Source organism: Rhodococcus sp. LB1 (assembly GCF_001583455.1).
In the GTDB taxonomy this organism is placed as follows: Bacteria; Actinomycetota; Actinomycetes; order Mycobacteriales; family Mycobacteriaceae; genus Rhodococcus_F; species Rhodococcus_F opacus.
This window is the reverse complement of the sequence record NZ_LTCZ01000440.1, coordinates 52,298-68,539: the sequence shown is the minus strand read 5'-3', so window position 1 is coordinate 68,539 and position 16,242 is coordinate 52,298. Positions and strand designations below refer to the sequence as shown.

Below are 16,242 nucleotides of genomic sequence, written 5' to 3'. Positions count from 1 at the left end.
GAGTACAAGTCCATCGGATAGCAGTTGCGACAACAATGTCAACGCCATCCGGTCTCGCGCCCAGCGGTCGTTGCACACCACCGAATCAATACGAGGAATGAACAATGATGTTTCGCCGACTGGCCATGGTGGCCATTCCTGCACTCGCGGTTGCATTGACGGCCTGCGGCGCTCAGTCCGGGCCACTGAAGGCCGACGAAGCTGGCGTGACGACCGTCCGAGTCACAAGCAGCCAGTCGTTCAACACGGCGCCCGCAGCACTCTTGACTCAAGGTGATTTCACGCAGGACGGTCTGAACTTCGAACAAGTGAACATCGCTGGATCGGGAAGCTCGAACCAGATCGCAGCGATCCTCTCCGGCGATGCCGACATCGCAATCGCAGGCTCCAACGCGTTCGTCGACGCCGTGATCGGCGGAGCGGATCTTCAGATCATCGCAGGTACCAGCGACATCATCCAGAGCCTGGTCGTCTCGAACAGCGCGATCGAGAGGTTCAACGTCGACGTCAATGCCGGCCCGGACGAGCGAGTGCAGGCACTTCGCGGAATGACGATCGGCGCAGGAGTGACCGGCTCGGCCGGCAATTCCGCGCTGCGCGTCGTGCTGACCCACGCAGGGCTTGACCCCGACCGCGACGTCAAGCTCGTTCCCCTCGCAGACACCACGACTGCAGTAGGAGCAGGCCTCGAGCAGGGTACCTACGATGCAACGTGGGCTGCTGCCGGTTCTGGCGAGGTTGCCGTGGCGAGAGGTACTGCCACCACGCTCATCTCGGTGCCGGCCGGCGAAGCACCGGCACTGGACGGCTACGTCTGCAATGTGGTTTTCGCCCCCACCCGCTTCATCGAGCAGAACCCCGAGCTCGTCGACCGCATCCGCGAGGCACTCGCCGAAACCACCCGGATGACGAAGCAAGAGCCGGAGAAGACGGGGCAGATCCTGAAGAACTCCATCTACTCCGGTATGGATCAGCAGGTGTTCGACCTCGCGTGGACCGAAGCCGTCAAGGCGTACTACGAGGGCAACCTGTTCACTCGAGAGGACTGGAACACCTTCGTCCGAATCTTCGATCCTCTCTCCGAACATGACTATTCCGAACTGGAATACGAGACAGTCGTCAACCCGGTGGCGCGCGGAGAGAACTGACGGAGCTCGAGTCAACGCCTACCCCGAGCTATACCTCTAGGAGCCTGATCATGTCGAAGTTAGCCCACCATGCAAGACGAGCCGCCGCGAAATCAGCTACCAGCCCCGCATCCGGGCCGATCTTTGAGGTACGCAACCTAGCGATAGGTTTCGACGAACGTGAAGACGTTCTCCACAATGTGACAATGCAGGTCGAACCTGGCGAGTTCGTCGTCCTGCTCGGACCGAGCGGATGCGGAAAGACCACCATCCTCAACCTCGCCGCCGGACTGCTGAGCCCGCGCAGCGGATACGTCCGTTTCGACGGCGCCGAGATCAACGGTGTCAACACCAATGTCGGCTACATGACTCAGGACGACACCCTCCTGCCCTGGATGTCCGTCCAAGCGAATGTCGGTCTGCCTCTGCGCATGCGAGGAGTGAGCAAGTCCGAAACCAAGGCGCAGGTCGAGCACTACCTCTCGCTTCTGGATCTCTCGGAAGCCGGAAGTCTGTTTCCGAGCCAGCTCAGTGGTGGCATGCGCCGCCGCGCACTCCTCGCACGAAGCATGATCTACGATCCCCGCCTGCTCCTGATGGACGAGCCGTTCGCGGCCCTCGACGCCCAGCTTCGCCACCAGATGCATGTCGAGCTACGACGAACAGTGAAGAAACTGAACCAAACGGTCGTCTTCGTCACTCACGATATCGCCGAGGCAGCAAAGCTGGCCGACCGAGTGCTGATCGTCGGCGGAGGGCGACCCGGCCGCTTGGTCGCCGAGTTCCAAGTTCCCTACGGTGACGACAGGGACCTCGAAACCATCGTCTACACAGACGAGTACGCCCGGTTCGAGCGCGAGTTGAATGAAGGGCTCCGTGGCGCGCGTGACCCGAACATGCCAGCCGTTTGAGCGTGACGAATCCATCGAGCATCAACCCCTGACGAAGACAGGTGAATATTATGTCCACACAAGTCCTCAGCGCACCGGCGGGTCCGGCGTCCCCGTCGGTGAAGCGGCGCAGTACGGTCTCACACACTCGTAGGATGCACCGTGCGAAAATCGCCCTCGCACAGATCGCGATCATCGCATTCCTGGTCACTACCTGGGAGCTCGTCTCGGGTCGGCTGATCAACGACATCATGATCAGCGCGCCATCGAAGGTGTTCCCGCTCTTCTGGGAATGGCTGCTCGACGGAACCGTCTTCGACGCCGCTCTCCAGACGTTCAGCAACGCCGCCCTCGGTCTGGTGCTCGGTGGAACCGCCGGCATCGCGGTCGGAGTAATCCTGGGTCAGTCACGGCTATTGGGCGACACCTTCGAACCATTCATCACCGCGCTTTACACCATGCCGAAGTTCGCCCTGATCCCGCTCTTCATCATGTGGGTCGGAATCGGATCAGCACTGGGAATCCTCACCGCGTCGGTCGTCGCATTCTTTCTCATCTTCTTCAACACCTTCTTCGGCATCCGGGAAGTGAAGCAATCGCTGATCAGCTCCGTCCGCATCATGGGCGGATCGACCCTGGACGTACTGTGGCGCGTCCGGCTTCCCTCGGCGCTGGTGTGGGTCTTCGCAGGACTCAAGCTCGCGGTGCCGCAGGCGATCGTCGGAGTCGTCGTCGCCGAGATGCTCGCCGGCGACCAGGGCCTCGGTCACCTCGTCGCACGTAACGCGTCGTCGTTCAACTCCGCGGGCACGTACGCGGCGCTGATCGCGCTCCTGCTTGCCGGATTCCTGATCGACAGGGTCATGACCGCGCTGACGAAGAAGCCGCTCGAATGGAAGAACTCCGGCAGCGCGATGTGATGCCGAGTCAGCCGCGACGCCGCGTCGCCGAAAGCCCCAGCGCCGCGTCGGACCCGGTATCCCGGCACCGACAGGAAAAATCGCGGTCGGCTGCGACCCGACGAGACCGGTAGCGGTCCGGTCCGGTCCGCGTAGCCCAAGGGCTGTGCGATCTGAAGGTCGACGGCATCGACCGATGGAACTCAACGAGGCGTTCGCCCCCCTGGCGGTGTCGCGATTGACATCGTCACGACGAAGATACGGAAAAGAATGCTCAAGCAACATGAAGTCGCCGCAGACACCCTGGTCGGCAGTGCCGCTTATGCATTGGCGAGCTACGCCACTGCCACCCAGTACGAAACACTGCCCGGGGAGGTGGCCGATCGTGCGAAGCTCATCGTGTTCGACCAGCTCGCCTGCGGGTTCGTAGGCGCCGAGCTCCCGGCAGGCCGGATCATCGGACGCTACGTCGCCGATATGGGCGGCAAACCGCAGTCAGTGGTGCTCGGAGCACCCGACCGAAGTTCAGCGCCCCTAGCTGCCCTCGCCAACGGCACCTCCGGCCACGCCGATGAGTTCGACAGCGTCCATGCAACGTCGGACTTCCTCGGCACCGGTCATCCGGCCGCGATCATTGTCCCGGCGGCGGCTGCACTGGCCGAACGCCAGTTCTGCACCGGCCGCGATCTGGTGAACGCAGTGACCCTCGGTTACGACGTCGGCGCACGAGTCATCTCGGTGACAGGTGGCCTTGCGCCCATGATGGGCAACCATGGGATCGATCCGGGTTCACTGCATTCGCTGGGTGCGGCATTCGCATGTGCGCGGCTGCTCGGTTTGGACGAGAGCCGTCACCTGTTCGCCGCCGCTTTGGCGGTCCAGCAAAGCGTTGCGCTCAACGCGCCCTACGGGGAACGCAGGCACATGAGTAAAGCGTTCGTCACCGGCCAGGCGGCATACGCGGGCGTCACCGGCGCGGTGCTGGCGGCAACGGGTTTCGAGGCCAGCGATAACATTTTCGAGGCACCGGGCGGGATCATCGACACTTGGGCCGAACAGGGCCGTGAGGGACAGCTGGCGAAGGATCTCGGCGCCGACTATGCGGTGATGGGCGCGAATTTCAAGTTCTATTCCGCTGGCTACCCCATCCATTCCCCGGTTGAAGCCGCCCTCGGATTGAAGAGTGAGCACGGCTTCGAGCTCGACGACATCGAGCGGATCACCGTTCGTATGCCGTCTCATCCCGCCAGCGTTGTCGACAACCGGTCGATGCCGACCATCTGTCTACAGCACATGGTTGCGGCCGCTCTGGTCGCTGGCAACCTTGGATTCGACGAAGCACACTCGGCGACGTTGCTCAACGACCCGAAGGTGCTGCACCTGAAGTCGCTCGTCCACCTGATCCGCGACGCGGAATTCGATCGCGTTCAGCCGCAAGGGCGAGGCGCCGAAGTGACGATCGAGTTCGCCGGTGGCTCGGTTTCGCGCAGGGTCGAGCACCCCCGTGGGCATCGATTCAGGACCCCAGCCCCGACCTGGGACGATCTGCGGGCGAAATGGGAAGACCTGCTGGTACGTCGGGTCGGACAGAGTCGTTTCGATCAGTTCTTCCAGGCGTGCGCATCCCTCGAATCGGTAGACGACGTCAATGAGGTGAGTAGCCTGCTCGCTGGAGGACCTGTGTCGTGACGTCTACACAACCCGACCTGTCCAATCCAGCTGAATCCTCGTCCGGTGCCGCGTCGAAAGGAGCAGTACAGGTCGTCGACGGTGGGATGCTCACCCTTGTCGAGCTTGATTCGTTGGCGCTCGGCGGTGACTGGCTGCAGCACGCCCACGACCCCACTCCGTGGACCGTAGTCACCAGCACCAGCACCAGCACCAGCACCGAACCGTTGATCTCGATGGACGGAGTTCTCGGGCGAGCTACGACCGGACAGGCGTGTCGACGTTCACAGGCATTGCGGACGAGGACATGACAGAACAGCGGAACGAACCCGCCCAGGATACAGAGGAATCCGGATGGCCGCTCGTACTGTCCGACCAAGGCTGCTTCTATGTCGGTGGCCGGTACAACGATGACACGGACACCATGACGGGCCAGGTATTCGTGCAATACCAGCGACCCGCGGACCTGCGTTACCCGTTTCCAGTGATAATGATTCATGGAGGCGGACAGACCGGCGCCGGCTTCCTATCGACGCCCGATGGGCGACGTGGCTGGGCCGACAACTTCGTTGCGCACGGATTCGCCGTGTACGTCGTCGACGCGCCAGGCCGAGGTCGAGCCCAAGGTCACGACCAGGTGGGCGCAGTACGCCCGGCAACCGCGGTAGCGGGCCGGGTGTGCGCCGACGGGTCGGCACCGGCCTGGCCGCAGGCGCACCTGCACTCCCAGTGGCCAGGGGAAGGAAATCGAGGAGATCCGACCTTCGACCAGTTCTACGCGTCACAGGTATCGAGTTCGGTCGACGCAGCGTCGGTGGAGCGTGCCATGCGCGACGCCGGCGCCGCGTTGCTCGACAAGATCGGTCCCGCTGTTCTACTCACCCATTCCCTGGGCGCCCCCTTCGGTTGGCAGATCGGCGACGCACGTCCCGATTTAACACGCGCAATCGTGGCGATCGAACCGAACGGTCCGCCGGTCTACGATGTACGTTTCACTCCGGAGCCGGACTGGTTCGACGATGCTGATCTCGCCCGGCCATGGGGAGTAACGCGGGCGCCGATCACGTACTCGCCGCCTGCCGAATCGGCGGACGAGCTGTCGTTCGAGCGTCAGGAAAGGGCGGACGGACCCGGATTCGTGCGGTACTGGCGTCAGGCAGAGCCTGCGCGCAGGCTGCCGAATTTGGCTCGTCTCCGAATTCTGATCGTGTCCGGCGAGGCTTCGTATCACGCGCCGTACGACCACGCGACGTCGGCGTACTTCGCCCAAGCTGGTGTCGAGCACGATTTCATTCGACTCGCCGAGCGAGGTATTCACGGCAACGGGCACATGATGATGTTGGAGAAGAACAGCGCCGACATCGCGCGCTTACTCCGCGAGTGGATCCTCGCCACTTCTGCATAAGGTGCAGCGAGTAAGTGGGAGCAGTCGGGTTTACCCAATGATAGTCGGCGCAAGGTAATTGGCAGCTGAGACCGTCTGTGTTGGGGAAGGATCGGACAACGATTGTCAGTCGGTGCAATTGGCTATGACCGACCTCGGGGCTCTGGTCACACTCCTTGGCCGGGTGGATCAGTGCTTCACTGATCGTCGGAACAGCCATTTAACTTCTGGTCACGGTGCCCGCCCACTCTGGGCGGGCACCGATGAGTTAGTGGCAGCCTCTCCGAAGGGCTTGTGCGACATCGGCACGAGGCAGATCTCATGTCAACGAACAACTTTAGGAAACAGGTGACGCCGTCGGCGGCGATGATGGCGCTCGCTGAAAATTCGCCGAGTGTCATCAGCGATACGTCTGGAGGGGGATCGAGGAGCCAGTCGCGCCGGCGCCGGCGACAACGTCCGGCTGCTCGTCCCTGTCGTCGAGGGCACGAACAATCCGGCGGCAGCGTCCTCTACGGGCTACTAGTAACCCGGCCAAAGGATCGGCAAGATCACCGCCTACAGTCCGAATATTCACCCGTCCCGCAAAGCGACAGGAAGGGTGGCGAACAAGCACCGCTCAGGTTCCGACCAACCAGGTGCCTGCTTGATCCAGTCTGATGGAGGGTAATCCGTTATAATGAGGAACTGAGAACATCGCCGAGTAGGGCCTCTAGACGCATCTCGCCCTCTCGAGTCTCACCACCTATGGCGAGGAATCGCTCGACGTTAGCCAAGGACTCAGACGAGGCCATGAGTCGTCGGAGTCTGAAGTTCTCTTGTCGCAGTCCATCCTCGATGGGTCCGTCTACCAGGGCGATGACTTCCTTCGTGAGGCGAACGGCCTCCGCAGGGCAGGTGGCAATGCGCCGCGCGGTGCTGGAGACGAAGTCGTCGATCTCCATAGGCGGAAGTGCGCGGTTGAGGTACCCCCAGCGTTCCGCTGTCAGCGCATCCAGATCGAGCCCACCCATGATGAGTTCAATCGCACGCGACCGTCCGACGAGGCGTGGAAGGTATTGCGATGCACCACCGCCCGGAACGCTGCCGATGGGAACCGACATCGTGTTGAAGACGGCTTTGCCGATGGCGCCGAACTTCATGTCACATGCCATCACCATGGCCGCGCCGCCGCCGCTCGCTCGGCCCTCTATCTGTGCAATCGTGATCTTGTTCATCGTCCTCAGGCGCTCGCAGATTTCGTGCATGTGGTTGAGGCCGACCTCACCTACTGACGCGGGGATTTCTGGTGGCTGCATACGGTAGAGATTTGCGAAGTCGTTGTGAGTGATAAAGATGTCGGGATCCCGACTCTTCAAGACGACGACCAGCGCATCGGGGTCGGCCGAGACGTGCCGGGTAAATGTGTCGAGGTCTTCTACCAGGTGGCGTGTCAAGAGGTGCAACGGTGGGTTGTCCACAGTCGCGATGACTATTCGCCCCAGGTCCTCTACCGTCAACGTGGTGAATGAGTCGTACTGCGGGCGGGTCATGATGTTCCCTAGGGCTGTCGGGTGTGGGATCGGGTGCAGTGAGATGCCCAGAACGCCGGTCGCGTCGCACATTCTCGTGCGCGGTGGGGCAGGCAATGTGACGGTCAGGCTGTCGCGAGATGCTAGAAGGTTCCGGTCACGCCCAATGACGTGCGGACCGCCGACTCGGCGGGGTACGGATATACGCTCGCTAAAATGCGTATCTCACTTGGGAGACAGTTCGATTCAGGGATGACCTGCCACAATCGCTCGATGAACCGGCGCATTGTCATTCCGAACTGCACAAGGATTTCCTCCTCGGTTGCGCCCCCGAATGGTGCCCACTTGCTGGCAAACTCGATGAGACACTCCGCATCGGTGTCGGAATGAATCCGTTGACGGTTGACTTCGATCCAGGCGGCGCGACGCCGTTGGCGCCACTGGCGATACTCACGAGAGTTCATGCGAATTCAATCCAATAGTAGGGACAGCCGTAGCCTTGGAAGTGTGGGGATCCTCGCCGCAGCGAGGGAAATACGCAGAGTGCCAGACGCTCTCGACTGTCACATCAGGCCTCGTTGAGAACCTTCGCACGTGATACTCCGACCCCATGGTAGGACGATCAGGTCGATGTCGATCGTGACGAAGAGGCAGAGGCGGCCAACGACGGGGCAGGCAGTTTTGACGATGCATGGCAAGGAGCGCCTTGACAACATTCCACGGTCGCGATGGTTTGTTCTACTGGGTCAGTCCCATAGTCCCTCGCCGTCGCCGTCGGATGGCACCGGCCGGCGACGGCGTGCGAGCGCTGGGTCGATGAGGGTTCGCGGATTATGCCGAAGCCATCGTGCTGATGTCGATGACGAAGCGGTACTTGACATCACCCGCAGCGACGCGATCGTAGGCCCGATCGATCTCGTCGGCGCCGATCACCTCCACCTCGGCAGCGATTCCGTGGGTGGCGCAGAAATCGAGCATCTCCTGCGTCTCCTCGATTCCACCGACCAGCGTTCCCGCGATCGACCGGCGGTTGTGCAGCAGGGAGAACACATCGAAACTGATCGGACGCTTCGGGACACCGAGATTGACGAAAGTTCCGTCGAGCGCGAGCATCTGAAGGAAGGCGTCGTAGTCGAGGTTCGCCGGCACGGTCGACACGATCAGGTCGAAGGTGTCGGCATAGTCGGTGTAGACCGTCGGATCCGTCGTCAGCCGATAGGCATCGGCGCCGCGTCGCAGAGCGTCGGCTTCCTTGTCCATGGTCAGATCCAGCACGGTGGTGTGAGCACCGAGAGCCTTGGAGATCGACACACCGACGTGTCCGAGGCCGCCGAATCCCACGATCGCGACCCTGCTGCCGGGGCCGGCCTTCCAGTGGCGAAGAGGGGTATAGGTGGTGATTCCGGCGCACAGGAGGGGAGCAGCCTCGTCCAGTGGGAGACTGTCCGGGATCCGGAGGACATACGCCTCGTCCACGACGATCTTCTCGCTGTACCCGCCCTGGGTGACCTTCCCGTCGCGGCCGACGGCGTTGTAGGTCCTGATGTGTTCGACCCGGCAGTACGACTCGAGGCCGGCTTTGCAGTGGTCGCATTCCCGGCACGAATCGACGAAGCACCCGATCCCCACACGGTCGCCCACAGCGAACTTGCTGACCTCTCCGCCGACGGCGGACACGGTTCCGGCGATCTCGTGCCCGGGGACCAGCGGGTAATTCGTCTTGCCGAATTCGCTGCGCGCCCGACTGACGTCGGTGTGACAGATGCCGGCATACGCAATGTCGATCAGTACATCAGTCGGGCCGACATCCCGTCTCTCGATCTTGGTCGCTTCGAACGGCGCACCGGGTGCAGCCGTGGAGCGGGCGTTGACAAGCATCAATTGACCTTTCTCTTCGCCTCTGCCGACCACCGTGTGGCCGAGGCGGATCGGATATGAATCTGCTCAGATCGATCAGAAGACGAAGACACCTTTGCCTGCGTCCTGTTTGTCGAACTTCGTATACGCCTCTTCTGCTTGGTCCAAGGACCAGCGATCGCTGAACAGGTCATCGACCGGCAGCCCGTGACGATCGATGAAATCGGCACATTCCAGCTGTTGAACACTCGACAGCGACCATGACGTCATGACGGTCAGCTGCCGTGAGAGGTTCTGCCGCACATCGAGTTCGACGGTGCCACCCAAACCCACCACACACAGACGACCCCACGGTGCCAGCGCCGCCACGGCCGACCTGGCTGCTGCGGTGGCGCCGGACGTCTCCACAATCGCCGGTGCGCCCGATCCTCGAGTCAGCTCTTTGATCGCCTGGACGGCGTCGACGGACCCGGCGTCGACGGTGTCGGCAGCACCGAACCGAGTCGACTGCGCCAACCGCTTGGGTTCGAGGTCGACTGCGATGACACGGGCTCCGCGCGCCGCGGCGAGCATCGTTGCGGAGAGACCGACCGGTCCTTGCCCGAACACCACGACATCGGTGCCACCGATGTCGCCGAGTCGTTCCAGGGCGCCCCACGCGGTACCAGTCCCGCACCCGATGGCCGCGCCGGCCTCGAAGGAGAGGGAGTCGGGAAGCCTCAGTGCCGACTTGGCCGCAACCTGCATGAACGGGGAGTGGGCGCCGTGCGCGTTCTTGCCGTACACGAGGGGAGCGCTGGTGGTGCACATCTGCGTCCACCCGGATCGGCATGCGACACAGCGTCCGCAGCCCGCGTAGTGATGAATCATCACACGATCGCCGATGGTCACGCTGTCGTCGGAGCCCGGCCCGAGCTCCTCGACGATGCCGGCCGGCTCGTGGCCGCCGATGCAGACGTCCGTCGCGTCGGGCGTCGTGTCGGCGGTTGCACGGTAGTAGTGCAGATCGCTTCCGCACATACCCGATGCGGTTACCCGAATGACGATTTCACCCTCGCCCGGCGTCGGGTCTGGAAATGGGCGCAGTGAAACCCGCCGATCTCCGTCGAACACCAGACCCTGCATTACTACCTCCTGTTACAGATGATTTTACGGGGGCCGACCACCCTCAGATGGCCCCAGTCGAGCGCAGTTTCTCGATCTCCTCGGCCGACATACCGAGCTCCTCGAGCAGGATCTGGTCGGTGTCGGCTCCCAGAGCGGGAGCCCTGGTCGGCTCCACGATCGGTGAGTCGGAGAGGAACAATGGGCTGCCGAGTGTCATCCACGAGCCCTTGTCGTCGGACATCCGGCGCAGGACGCCACGCTCCTCGATGTGGGGATCCACCATCAATTCGGCAAGGTCGATGACGGGGGCGGTGGGGATGCCGGTGTTCTGCAACAGGTCGGCCACCTCTTGCTTGGTGTGTGTGCTCGTCCACCGTTCGACGATCATGTCGACGTCGTCCACGTGGTCGCAGCGGCCCCCCATCGAATCGAAGCGGGGATCCTTCGCGTCGGGGTCACCCATGATGTCGCACAGCCGATCCCAGTGCACCTGAGTGGGGCACAGCACGGTCACCCAGCCGTCGCGTGCCCGGTACGCGTTGTACGGCACGACCGCCATGCCGCCGTGACGGTTCCCGGTCCGTTCCGGCATCGAGTTCTCGCTGTGGGCCATGCCCGCGATGTTCGAGGTGAGCGACGGCAGGATCGCGTCCTGGAGCGCCACCTCCACGTGTTGCCCTCGACCGGTGTGCTCGCGCTGATAGAGCGCCGCGAGGACGCCGCCGACGAGGTGGGCTCCTCCCATGAAGTCAACCACGGAGGGGCCGGTGCGGGTCGGGGGCCCTTCCATGAATCCTGTTGTGCTCATGACAGCCGTGCGGGCCTGGATGGTCAGGTCCATCGCGGGTTGTCCCGCGTACGGCCCGAACGAGCCGAATCCGCTGCCGGAAGCAACGATCAGCCGAGGATTGATCTTCGCCAACTCTTCGTAGCCCAGGCCATAGCGATCCATCGCGCCCGGCGCGAGATTCTGGATGAGAACGTCGGCGGTTTCGGCCAGTCGCCGAAGCACGGCCTGTCCGTCGGGGTTCTTCAGGTCCAACCGCATGGCCCGCTTACCGGAGTTCAACATGCTGAACTGGACTGACGAGCCGTCCTCGGCGGCGGTGGCCAACCTGCGATACGGGTCGCCCGCGGGCGCCTCGATCTTGATGACGTCCGCGCCGAGCCGCGCGAGCAACATGGAGCAGTAGGGCGCGAAATAGAACTGCCCGACGCAGATGACCTTCACACCGTTGAGTGCGGGCATACCCACCCCTTCGTGATCGTAATTACGGACAAAAGTTTGTTACTGCGAAACGATAGGCGTGCCCCAGGGAGGTGTCAATGAACGAAAATGGGGCCGAGGCGGCAGTGTCGCGCCCTCGCGCCGGCGGTCGGGGTGGGCTCTTGACTCGTGACGGGCGCCACAGTTATCGTCAAATGGATTCTTATTAGGAACACTCGTACTTATATACGAACTCTGTATCGAGGTGCGGGGCCGCGGCGATTCGGCTTCACGTCGAATCGACCCACCATCAAGGAGAAGGCCGGATGTCGCTGCACGAGCAGCCGGTAGGGGTGGATTCCCCTGCTTCGCCCCCCAGCACGAAGAAGATGCGCAAGGTGGCCCTCGCGAGTTTCATGGGCACTGTCATCGAGTTCTACGACTTCATCATCTACGGCACCGCCGCGGCGTTGGTGTTCTCCGACGTGTTCTTCCCAGCCCTGGGGAATCAGGCCGGCACCGTCGTCTCGTTCGCCACGCTGGGTGTGGCGTTCGTGGCGCGACCGTTCGGGGCGATCTTCTTCGGACACTTCGGAGACCGGCTCGGGCGAAAGCGCACGCTGATCGCCACCATGCTGACCATGGGTGTTGCAACCGTTCTCATCGGTGTACTTCCCACTGCTGAAACGATCGGTGTCCTCGCACCGGTCTTCCTTATTCTCTTGCGCGTTGCGCAGGGGCTGGCAGCGGGCGGTGAATGGGCCGGTGCCGCGCTCTTCACCACGGAGAATGCGCCGAAGGACAAGCGTGGTTTCTGGGCGATGTTCACCAACCTGGGCGGCGCTGCCGCCAATATGCTGGCCGCAACGACCTTCCTGCTGACCAGTGTGTTCATGACCGACGAGACGTTCGTGTCCTACGGCTGGCGGATCCCCTTCCTGCTGAGCGCGCTCCTGGTGGTCTTCGGCCTCTATGTCCGCCTCAAGCTCGATGACACGCCGGTGTTCACCAAGCAGATCAAGGGCGAGGGAGCCAGCTCACTTCCGTTCGCGGACGCGTTCCGCAACCAGGGCAGGCAGATCCTGCTCGGCGCCGGCACACTGCTGATGGCCTTCGCTCTCAACTACATGGGCGCGTCCTACCTGACCAACTACGGCACCGCAACGCTCGATCTGGATCGCTCACAGGTCCTCGGAGCCGGCGTGTTCGGTGGTGTGATGCTCGGAATCGGCATCATCTCAGGCGGAACCCGTTCCGACCGCGTAGGCCGGAGAAGGATTCTGCTGGTCACGAACATTGTTGCGATCCCCTGGGCGCTGGTGCTGTTCCCGCTGCTCGACACGAAATCGCTGGCCGCGTTCTGGATCGGTCTTGCGGTGAGCTTCCTCGTTGCCGGTCATGCCTTCGGTGTCGCGGGGTCCTTCCTGTCGGAGCTGTTCCACACCAGGTACCGCTACACCGCCGCGGGTCTGTCCTACAGCCTCGCCGGAATCTTCGGTGGTGCGCTTCCCCCGCTGATCGCCGCGAGTGTCATCTCGACATGGGGAGGTCTCGCTTTCGGTGTCCTGCTGGCCGGCATCGGCCTGGTCTCCATCGCGTGCACGCTGAGGTTGAGGGAAACGCGGGACTTCGAGTTGGACGACATTCCGGACGCCCCACGAGCCGCCTGATCCGTCGGTGCTCGACCTGGTACGAGACTGTGCCGGTACCCGTACGGGTACCGGCACAGTGCTGGCCCCAATTCAGGAAGAGGTCTGATCGGCGATCGGCAACCAGATCAGCGGACTGCCTTCCTGCCTTTCCATCCGTGCTTCGCGTTCCAGTCGCACGAGGTGGGACATGGTTTCGCCCAGGGCGGCGCGGGCGCCGCGCGGATTCAGCGAATCGAATGGGCGCGCCCACTTCACCGCATTCGCGACGTCCCAGGCCGTGCGGTGACCGTCTGCGACCGCATTCCAGATTTCGTCCAACCGCGCGAGGTGGTGCACTTCCACGTCGCGTACTCGTCGATCGACGCCGGTGAAGGTCCACTCGTGCCCGGGTGCGGCCATGGCGTCGCCGAATGGTCCTAACCTCGTGAGTGAGGCACGGTAGTCGCCGAGGGGGTCCTCTCCTGATGTCGGGCGCTGTGAGATGTTGGCCGACACGCGGGGCAGCAGGTGGTCGCCGGTGAAGAGAATGTTCCGGCCGCGATCGTGAAACACCATGTGACCTGGTGTGTGTCCGGGTGTGTGCACCGCAAGAAGTTGGCCGTCGGTGTCGGGGACCGTGGCTCCGTCGACAAGTTCGCGGTCCGGCCACTGCGACGACATGTCGAGCATGAGCTGGTCACGGTCGGCGAGGAGATCGGCGGACCTGTTGGGAGGCACTCCGACACGATCGAGCCACGACGTGATTTCGGCGAGGCGCCGGCGACGGTCCGCGGTGGTGCGCGCTATCTGGGGGTATTCGGCGGGGTGAAGCGCAATCCACGCCCCGGTGGACCGGTGGACTCGTGCTGCCAGGCCGTAGTGGTCGGGATGGCCGTGAGTCACCACCACACCCGTCAGGTCGTCCAGCGTTCCACCCGCGCGCTCGAGTCCATCGGTGAACGCCGTCCAGCCCTCGTCGCTGTCCCACCCCAGATCGACTGCAACATAACCGCGATCGGACTGCAGCAGATAGGCGAAGGAATGCCGCAACGGACTCGGAAACGGCATGGCGATCTGCCACAGGCCGGGAGCGATCAACGAACATCCTGAGGCGTCGGAATCGCTCATCGGACGGTATTCCGCTCGGTGAGTGAACTTGCGACTGGTAGAAGACTATTCGACTGTGTTCGCCGGACCATAGTGACGATGACCTCTCCGATGGTGATGAACCAGTGATGTTGCGCGCAACAAGATGGCGACTGGAAACCGCCCCAGGGCAACGACACTGGGTGAGTGGTGCAGACGCTACGCCATGGCTGTCACGACGTCCACGGTAGGCGTGCGGGGTCAACGGGGCGTTCGGGCAGTGTGTTCGTGGACCGATGAGCCGAGTCGCTATTGACGGGGGTTGTGAGGCGGGATACATTTTAGTTCACAAATGGAGCCGATAGTTCGTATATACGAACGAATGTGTTCCGGCTGCACTAGGTGCCGCCGCGGGGCCGCAACCGCCCGCTGCGCTCACTACTTCGAAGGCATTGAGGAGCACCCGCTTTGACCGACTACTTCCCCCCTCCGGCGCAAGACTCTCCAGTTGCCGAGCGCCCGACGGAGCCCGCCGATCCTTCCGCGGCAAAGACGAACAAGATGCCGAAGGTGGCGTTCGCCAGCTTCATGGGAACCGTCATCGAGTTCTACGACTTCGGCATCTTCGGTACAGCAGCTGCTTTGGTGTTCGCCCATGCCTTCTTTCCGGCCCTGGGAACCTACGCAGGAACTGTCGTGGCATTCGCGACTCTCGGCGTAGCGTTCGTAGCCCGCCCGTTCGGCAGCATCCTGTTCGGACACTTCGGGGACCGTCTCGGCCGCAAGCGCACACTCATCTCCACGATGTGCCTGATGGGTACCGCCACGGTCATCATCGGTCTGCTGCCCACCGCAGCGACCGCAGGGGTCGTCGCACCGATCCTGCTCATCGTGCTCCGCGTAGCCCAAGGGTTGGCCGCGGGCGGTGAATGGGCAGGCGCTGCACTGTTCACGTCCGAGAACGCTCCCAGCGACCGCCGCGGCTTCTGGTCGATGTTCACCAACCTCGGCGGAGCGGTGGCCAACATCCTCGCGCTGTCGACCTTTTTCGTGACCGGCCTCTTCATGAGCAACGAGGCATTCATCGCCTGGGGCTGGCGTGTTCCGTTCCTCCTCAGCATCGTTCTCGTCACAGTCGGCCTCTACGCCCGGTTCAAGCTGGAGGAGAGCCCGATCTTCGCGAACGAGGTCAAGCGGCGCGGGCGAAGCAGTCTCCCGTTCAAGGATGCCTTGGCCAACCAATGGAGGGAGATCCTCCTCGGTGCCGGCGCGCTCGTGTCATCGTTCGCCTTCGGCTACATCGGGATCGCGTATCTGATCAATTACGGGACCGCGACGCTGCACCTGAGTCAGCATGGCGTGCTCGCGGCCGGGATCGTCGGTAACGTGGTAAACGGTCTGGCCATGATCTCGGGTGCGATCCTATCCGACAGAATCGGCCGTCGACCTGTTCTGCTGATCGTCAACATGATTGGCATACCCTGGGCGCTGGTCCTCTTCCCCCTGCTCGACACCGAGTCACCGGTCGCGTTCTGGATCGGCATCACCGTGAGCTTCCTCATCGCCGGCCACGGCTGGGGAGTCTGCGGGTCGTTCCTCTCCGAGCTGTTTCACACGCGCTACCGCTTCACCGCCGCCGGTCTCGCCTACAGTCTCGCTGCCATCCTCGGTGGTGGCGTCCCGCCGCTGGTCGCAGCAAGCATCATCGGCAGCCACGGCGGCTTCGTCTTCGGGATCTTCCTGGCGGGCTACTGTCTGGTGGGCCTTGCGTGCACCGTCGTCCTTCGAGAAACCCGCAGCAGGGCACTGGACGAACTCCCTCCCGACATCGGATTCGCACGAGCCGACAACAACTAGACAACTACATCGGAGTGG

14 protein-coding genes are annotated in these 16,242 nt (G+C 62.9%); 8 read left to right on the top strand and 6 right to left on the bottom strand.

The window, feature by feature from the left end:
• The first annotated feature begins 104 nt into the window (after nt 1–104).
• The 6 genes from AZG88_RS47485 to AZG88_RS47465 all read left to right on the top strand — a co-directional run bounded on the left by AZG88_RS47485 (nt 105) and on the right by AZG88_RS47465 (nt 5,989).
• Nucleotides 105–1,148 (top strand): ABC transporter substrate-binding protein, encoded by a 1,044-nt coding sequence (locus AZG88_RS47485; RefSeq protein ID WP_061044961.1) that lies wholly within the window; start codon nt 105–107, stop codon nt 1,146–1,148.
• Between the two features lie 50 nt (nt 1,149–1,198).
• Nucleotides 1,199–2,038 (top strand): ABC transporter ATP-binding protein, encoded by an 840-nt coding sequence (locus AZG88_RS47480; protein WP_061044962.1) that lies wholly within the window; start codon nt 1,199–1,201, stop codon nt 2,036–2,038.
• 134 nt (nt 2,039–2,172) lie between these two features.
• Nucleotides 2,173–2,937, top strand: coding sequence for an ABC transporter permease (locus AZG88_RS47475; protein WP_231914467.1), 765 nt, complete (start codon nt 2,173–2,175; stop codon nt 2,935–2,937).
• A 249-nt stretch (nt 2,938–3,186) separates the two neighbouring features.
• Entirely contained in the window at nt 3,187–4,605 is a 1,419-nt protein-coding gene (locus AZG88_RS47470) for an MmgE/PrpD family protein (protein WP_061044964.1), read from the top strand.
• Complete coding sequence (locus AZG88_RS52375; RefSeq protein WP_156517784.1) at nt 4,602–4,895, top strand: hypothetical protein; 294 nt, start codon at nt 4,602–4,604, stop codon at nt 4,893–4,895. Before AZG88_RS47470 ends, AZG88_RS52375 begins: the two co-directional genes overlap by 4 nt.
• Nucleotides 4,892–5,989 (top strand): alpha/beta hydrolase, encoded by a 1,098-nt coding sequence (locus AZG88_RS47465; RefSeq protein ID WP_082764843.1) that lies wholly within the window; start codon nt 4,892–4,894, stop codon nt 5,987–5,989. The genes AZG88_RS52375 and AZG88_RS47465 overlap by 4 nt, the downstream gene beginning before the upstream one ends.
• A 653-nt stretch (nt 5,990–6,642) precedes the next feature.
• On the opposite strand, the gene AZG88_RS47460 is transcribed toward AZG88_RS47465, so the two are convergent.
• The 5 genes from AZG88_RS47460 to AZG88_RS47440 form a co-directional block, all read right to left on the bottom strand.
• Nucleotides 6,643–7,500 carry an enoyl-CoA hydratase/isomerase family protein gene (locus AZG88_RS47460; RefSeq protein ID WP_061701454.1) on the bottom strand — a complete coding sequence of 286 codons (858 nt, stop codon included), beginning with the start codon at nt 7,498–7,500 and terminating at the stop codon, nt 6,643–6,645.
• A gap of 122 nt (nt 7,501–7,622) precedes the next feature.
• Entirely contained in the window at nt 7,623–7,943 is a 321-nt protein-coding gene (locus AZG88_RS47455; protein WP_061044966.1) for a hypothetical protein, read from the bottom strand.
• Between the two features lie 367 nt (nt 7,944–8,310).
• Nucleotides 8,311–9,357 carry an NAD(P)-dependent alcohol dehydrogenase gene (locus AZG88_RS47450; RefSeq protein ID WP_061044967.1) on the bottom strand — a complete coding sequence of 349 codons (1,047 nt, stop codon included), beginning with the start codon at nt 9,355–9,357 and terminating at the stop codon, nt 8,311–8,313.
• A 75-nt stretch (nt 9,358–9,432) separates the two neighbouring features.
• On the bottom strand, nt 9,433–10,461 hold the full coding sequence (locus tag AZG88_RS47445; RefSeq protein WP_061044968.1) for a zinc-dependent alcohol dehydrogenase family protein: 1,029 nt from the start codon (nt 10,459–10,461) through the stop codon (nt 9,433–9,435).
• A gap of 43 nt (nt 10,462–10,504) precedes the next feature.
• Nucleotides 10,505–11,692, bottom strand: a complete 1,188-nt coding sequence (locus AZG88_RS47440) for a CaiB/BaiF CoA transferase family protein (protein ID WP_061044969.1) — start codon at nt 11,690–11,692, stop codon at nt 10,505–10,507.
• Nucleotides 11,693–11,976: 284 nt separating this feature from the next.
• Between AZG88_RS47440 and AZG88_RS47435 the strand changes: the two genes are divergently transcribed.
• Nucleotides 11,977–13,320 (top strand): MFS transporter, encoded by a 1,344-nt coding sequence (locus tag AZG88_RS47435; RefSeq protein ID WP_061044970.1) that lies wholly within the window; start codon nt 11,977–11,979, stop codon nt 13,318–13,320.
• Between the two features lie 72 nt (nt 13,321–13,392).
• Here AZG88_RS47435 and AZG88_RS47430 read toward each other — a convergent pair whose 3' ends face one another.
• Nucleotides 13,393–14,409, bottom strand: coding sequence for an MBL fold metallo-hydrolase (locus AZG88_RS47430; protein WP_005250248.1), 1,017 nt, complete (start codon nt 14,407–14,409; stop codon nt 13,393–13,395).
• 426 nt (nt 14,410–14,835) lie between these two features.
• On the opposite strand from AZG88_RS47430, the gene AZG88_RS47425 reads away from it, so the two are divergent.
• Complete coding sequence (locus AZG88_RS47425) at nt 14,836–16,224, top strand: MFS transporter (RefSeq protein ID WP_061701452.1); 1,389 nt, start codon at nt 14,836–14,838, stop codon at nt 16,222–16,224.
• The last annotated feature ends 18 nt before the right edge of the window (nt 16,225–16,242 follow it).

What these genes read in the sequence shown, in the direction of transcription:
- AZG88_RS47485 (WP_061044961.1), top strand. Translation starts at nt 105, where the DNA reads ATGATGTTTCGCCGACTGGCCATGGTGGCCATTCCTGCACTCGCGGTT.
- AZG88_RS47480 (WP_061044962.1), top strand. Translation starts at nt 1,199, where the DNA reads ATGTCGAAGTTAGCCCACCATGCAAGACGAGCCGCCGCGAAATCAGCT.
- AZG88_RS47475 (WP_231914467.1), top strand. Translation starts at nt 2,173, where the DNA reads ATGCACCGTGCGAAAATCGCCCTCGCACAGATCGCGATCATCGCATTC.
- AZG88_RS47470 (WP_061044964.1), top strand. Translation starts at nt 3,187, where the DNA reads ATGCTCAAGCAACATGAAGTCGCCGCAGACACCCTGGTCGGCAGTGCC.
- AZG88_RS47465 (WP_082764843.1), top strand. Translation starts at nt 4,892, where the DNA reads ATGACAGAACAGCGGAACGAACCCGCCCAGGATACAGAGGAATCCGGA.
- AZG88_RS47460 (WP_061701454.1), bottom strand. Translation starts at nt 7,500, where the DNA reads ATGACCCGCCCGCAGTACGACTCATTCACCACGTTGACGGTAGAGGAC.
- AZG88_RS47455 (WP_061044966.1), bottom strand. Translation starts at nt 7,943, where the DNA reads ATGAACTCTCGTGAGTATCGCCAGTGGCGCCAACGGCGTCGCGCCGCC.
- AZG88_RS47450 (WP_061044967.1), bottom strand. Translation starts at nt 9,357, where the DNA reads ATGCTTGTCAACGCCCGCTCCACGGCTGCACCCGGTGCGCCGTTCGAA.
- AZG88_RS47445 (WP_061044968.1), bottom strand. Translation starts at nt 10,461, where the DNA reads ATGCAGGGTCTGGTGTTCGACGGAGATCGGCGGGTTTCACTGCGCCCA.
- AZG88_RS47440 (WP_061044969.1), bottom strand. Translation starts at nt 11,692, where the DNA reads ATGCCCGCACTCAACGGTGTGAAGGTCATCTGCGTCGGGCAGTTCTAT.
- AZG88_RS47435 (WP_061044970.1), top strand. Translation starts at nt 11,977, where the DNA reads ATGTCGCTGCACGAGCAGCCGGTAGGGGTGGATTCCCCTGCTTCGCCC.
- AZG88_RS47430 (WP_005250248.1), bottom strand. Translation starts at nt 14,409, where the DNA reads ATGAGCGATTCCGACGCCTCAGGATGTTCGTTGATCGCTCCCGGCCTG.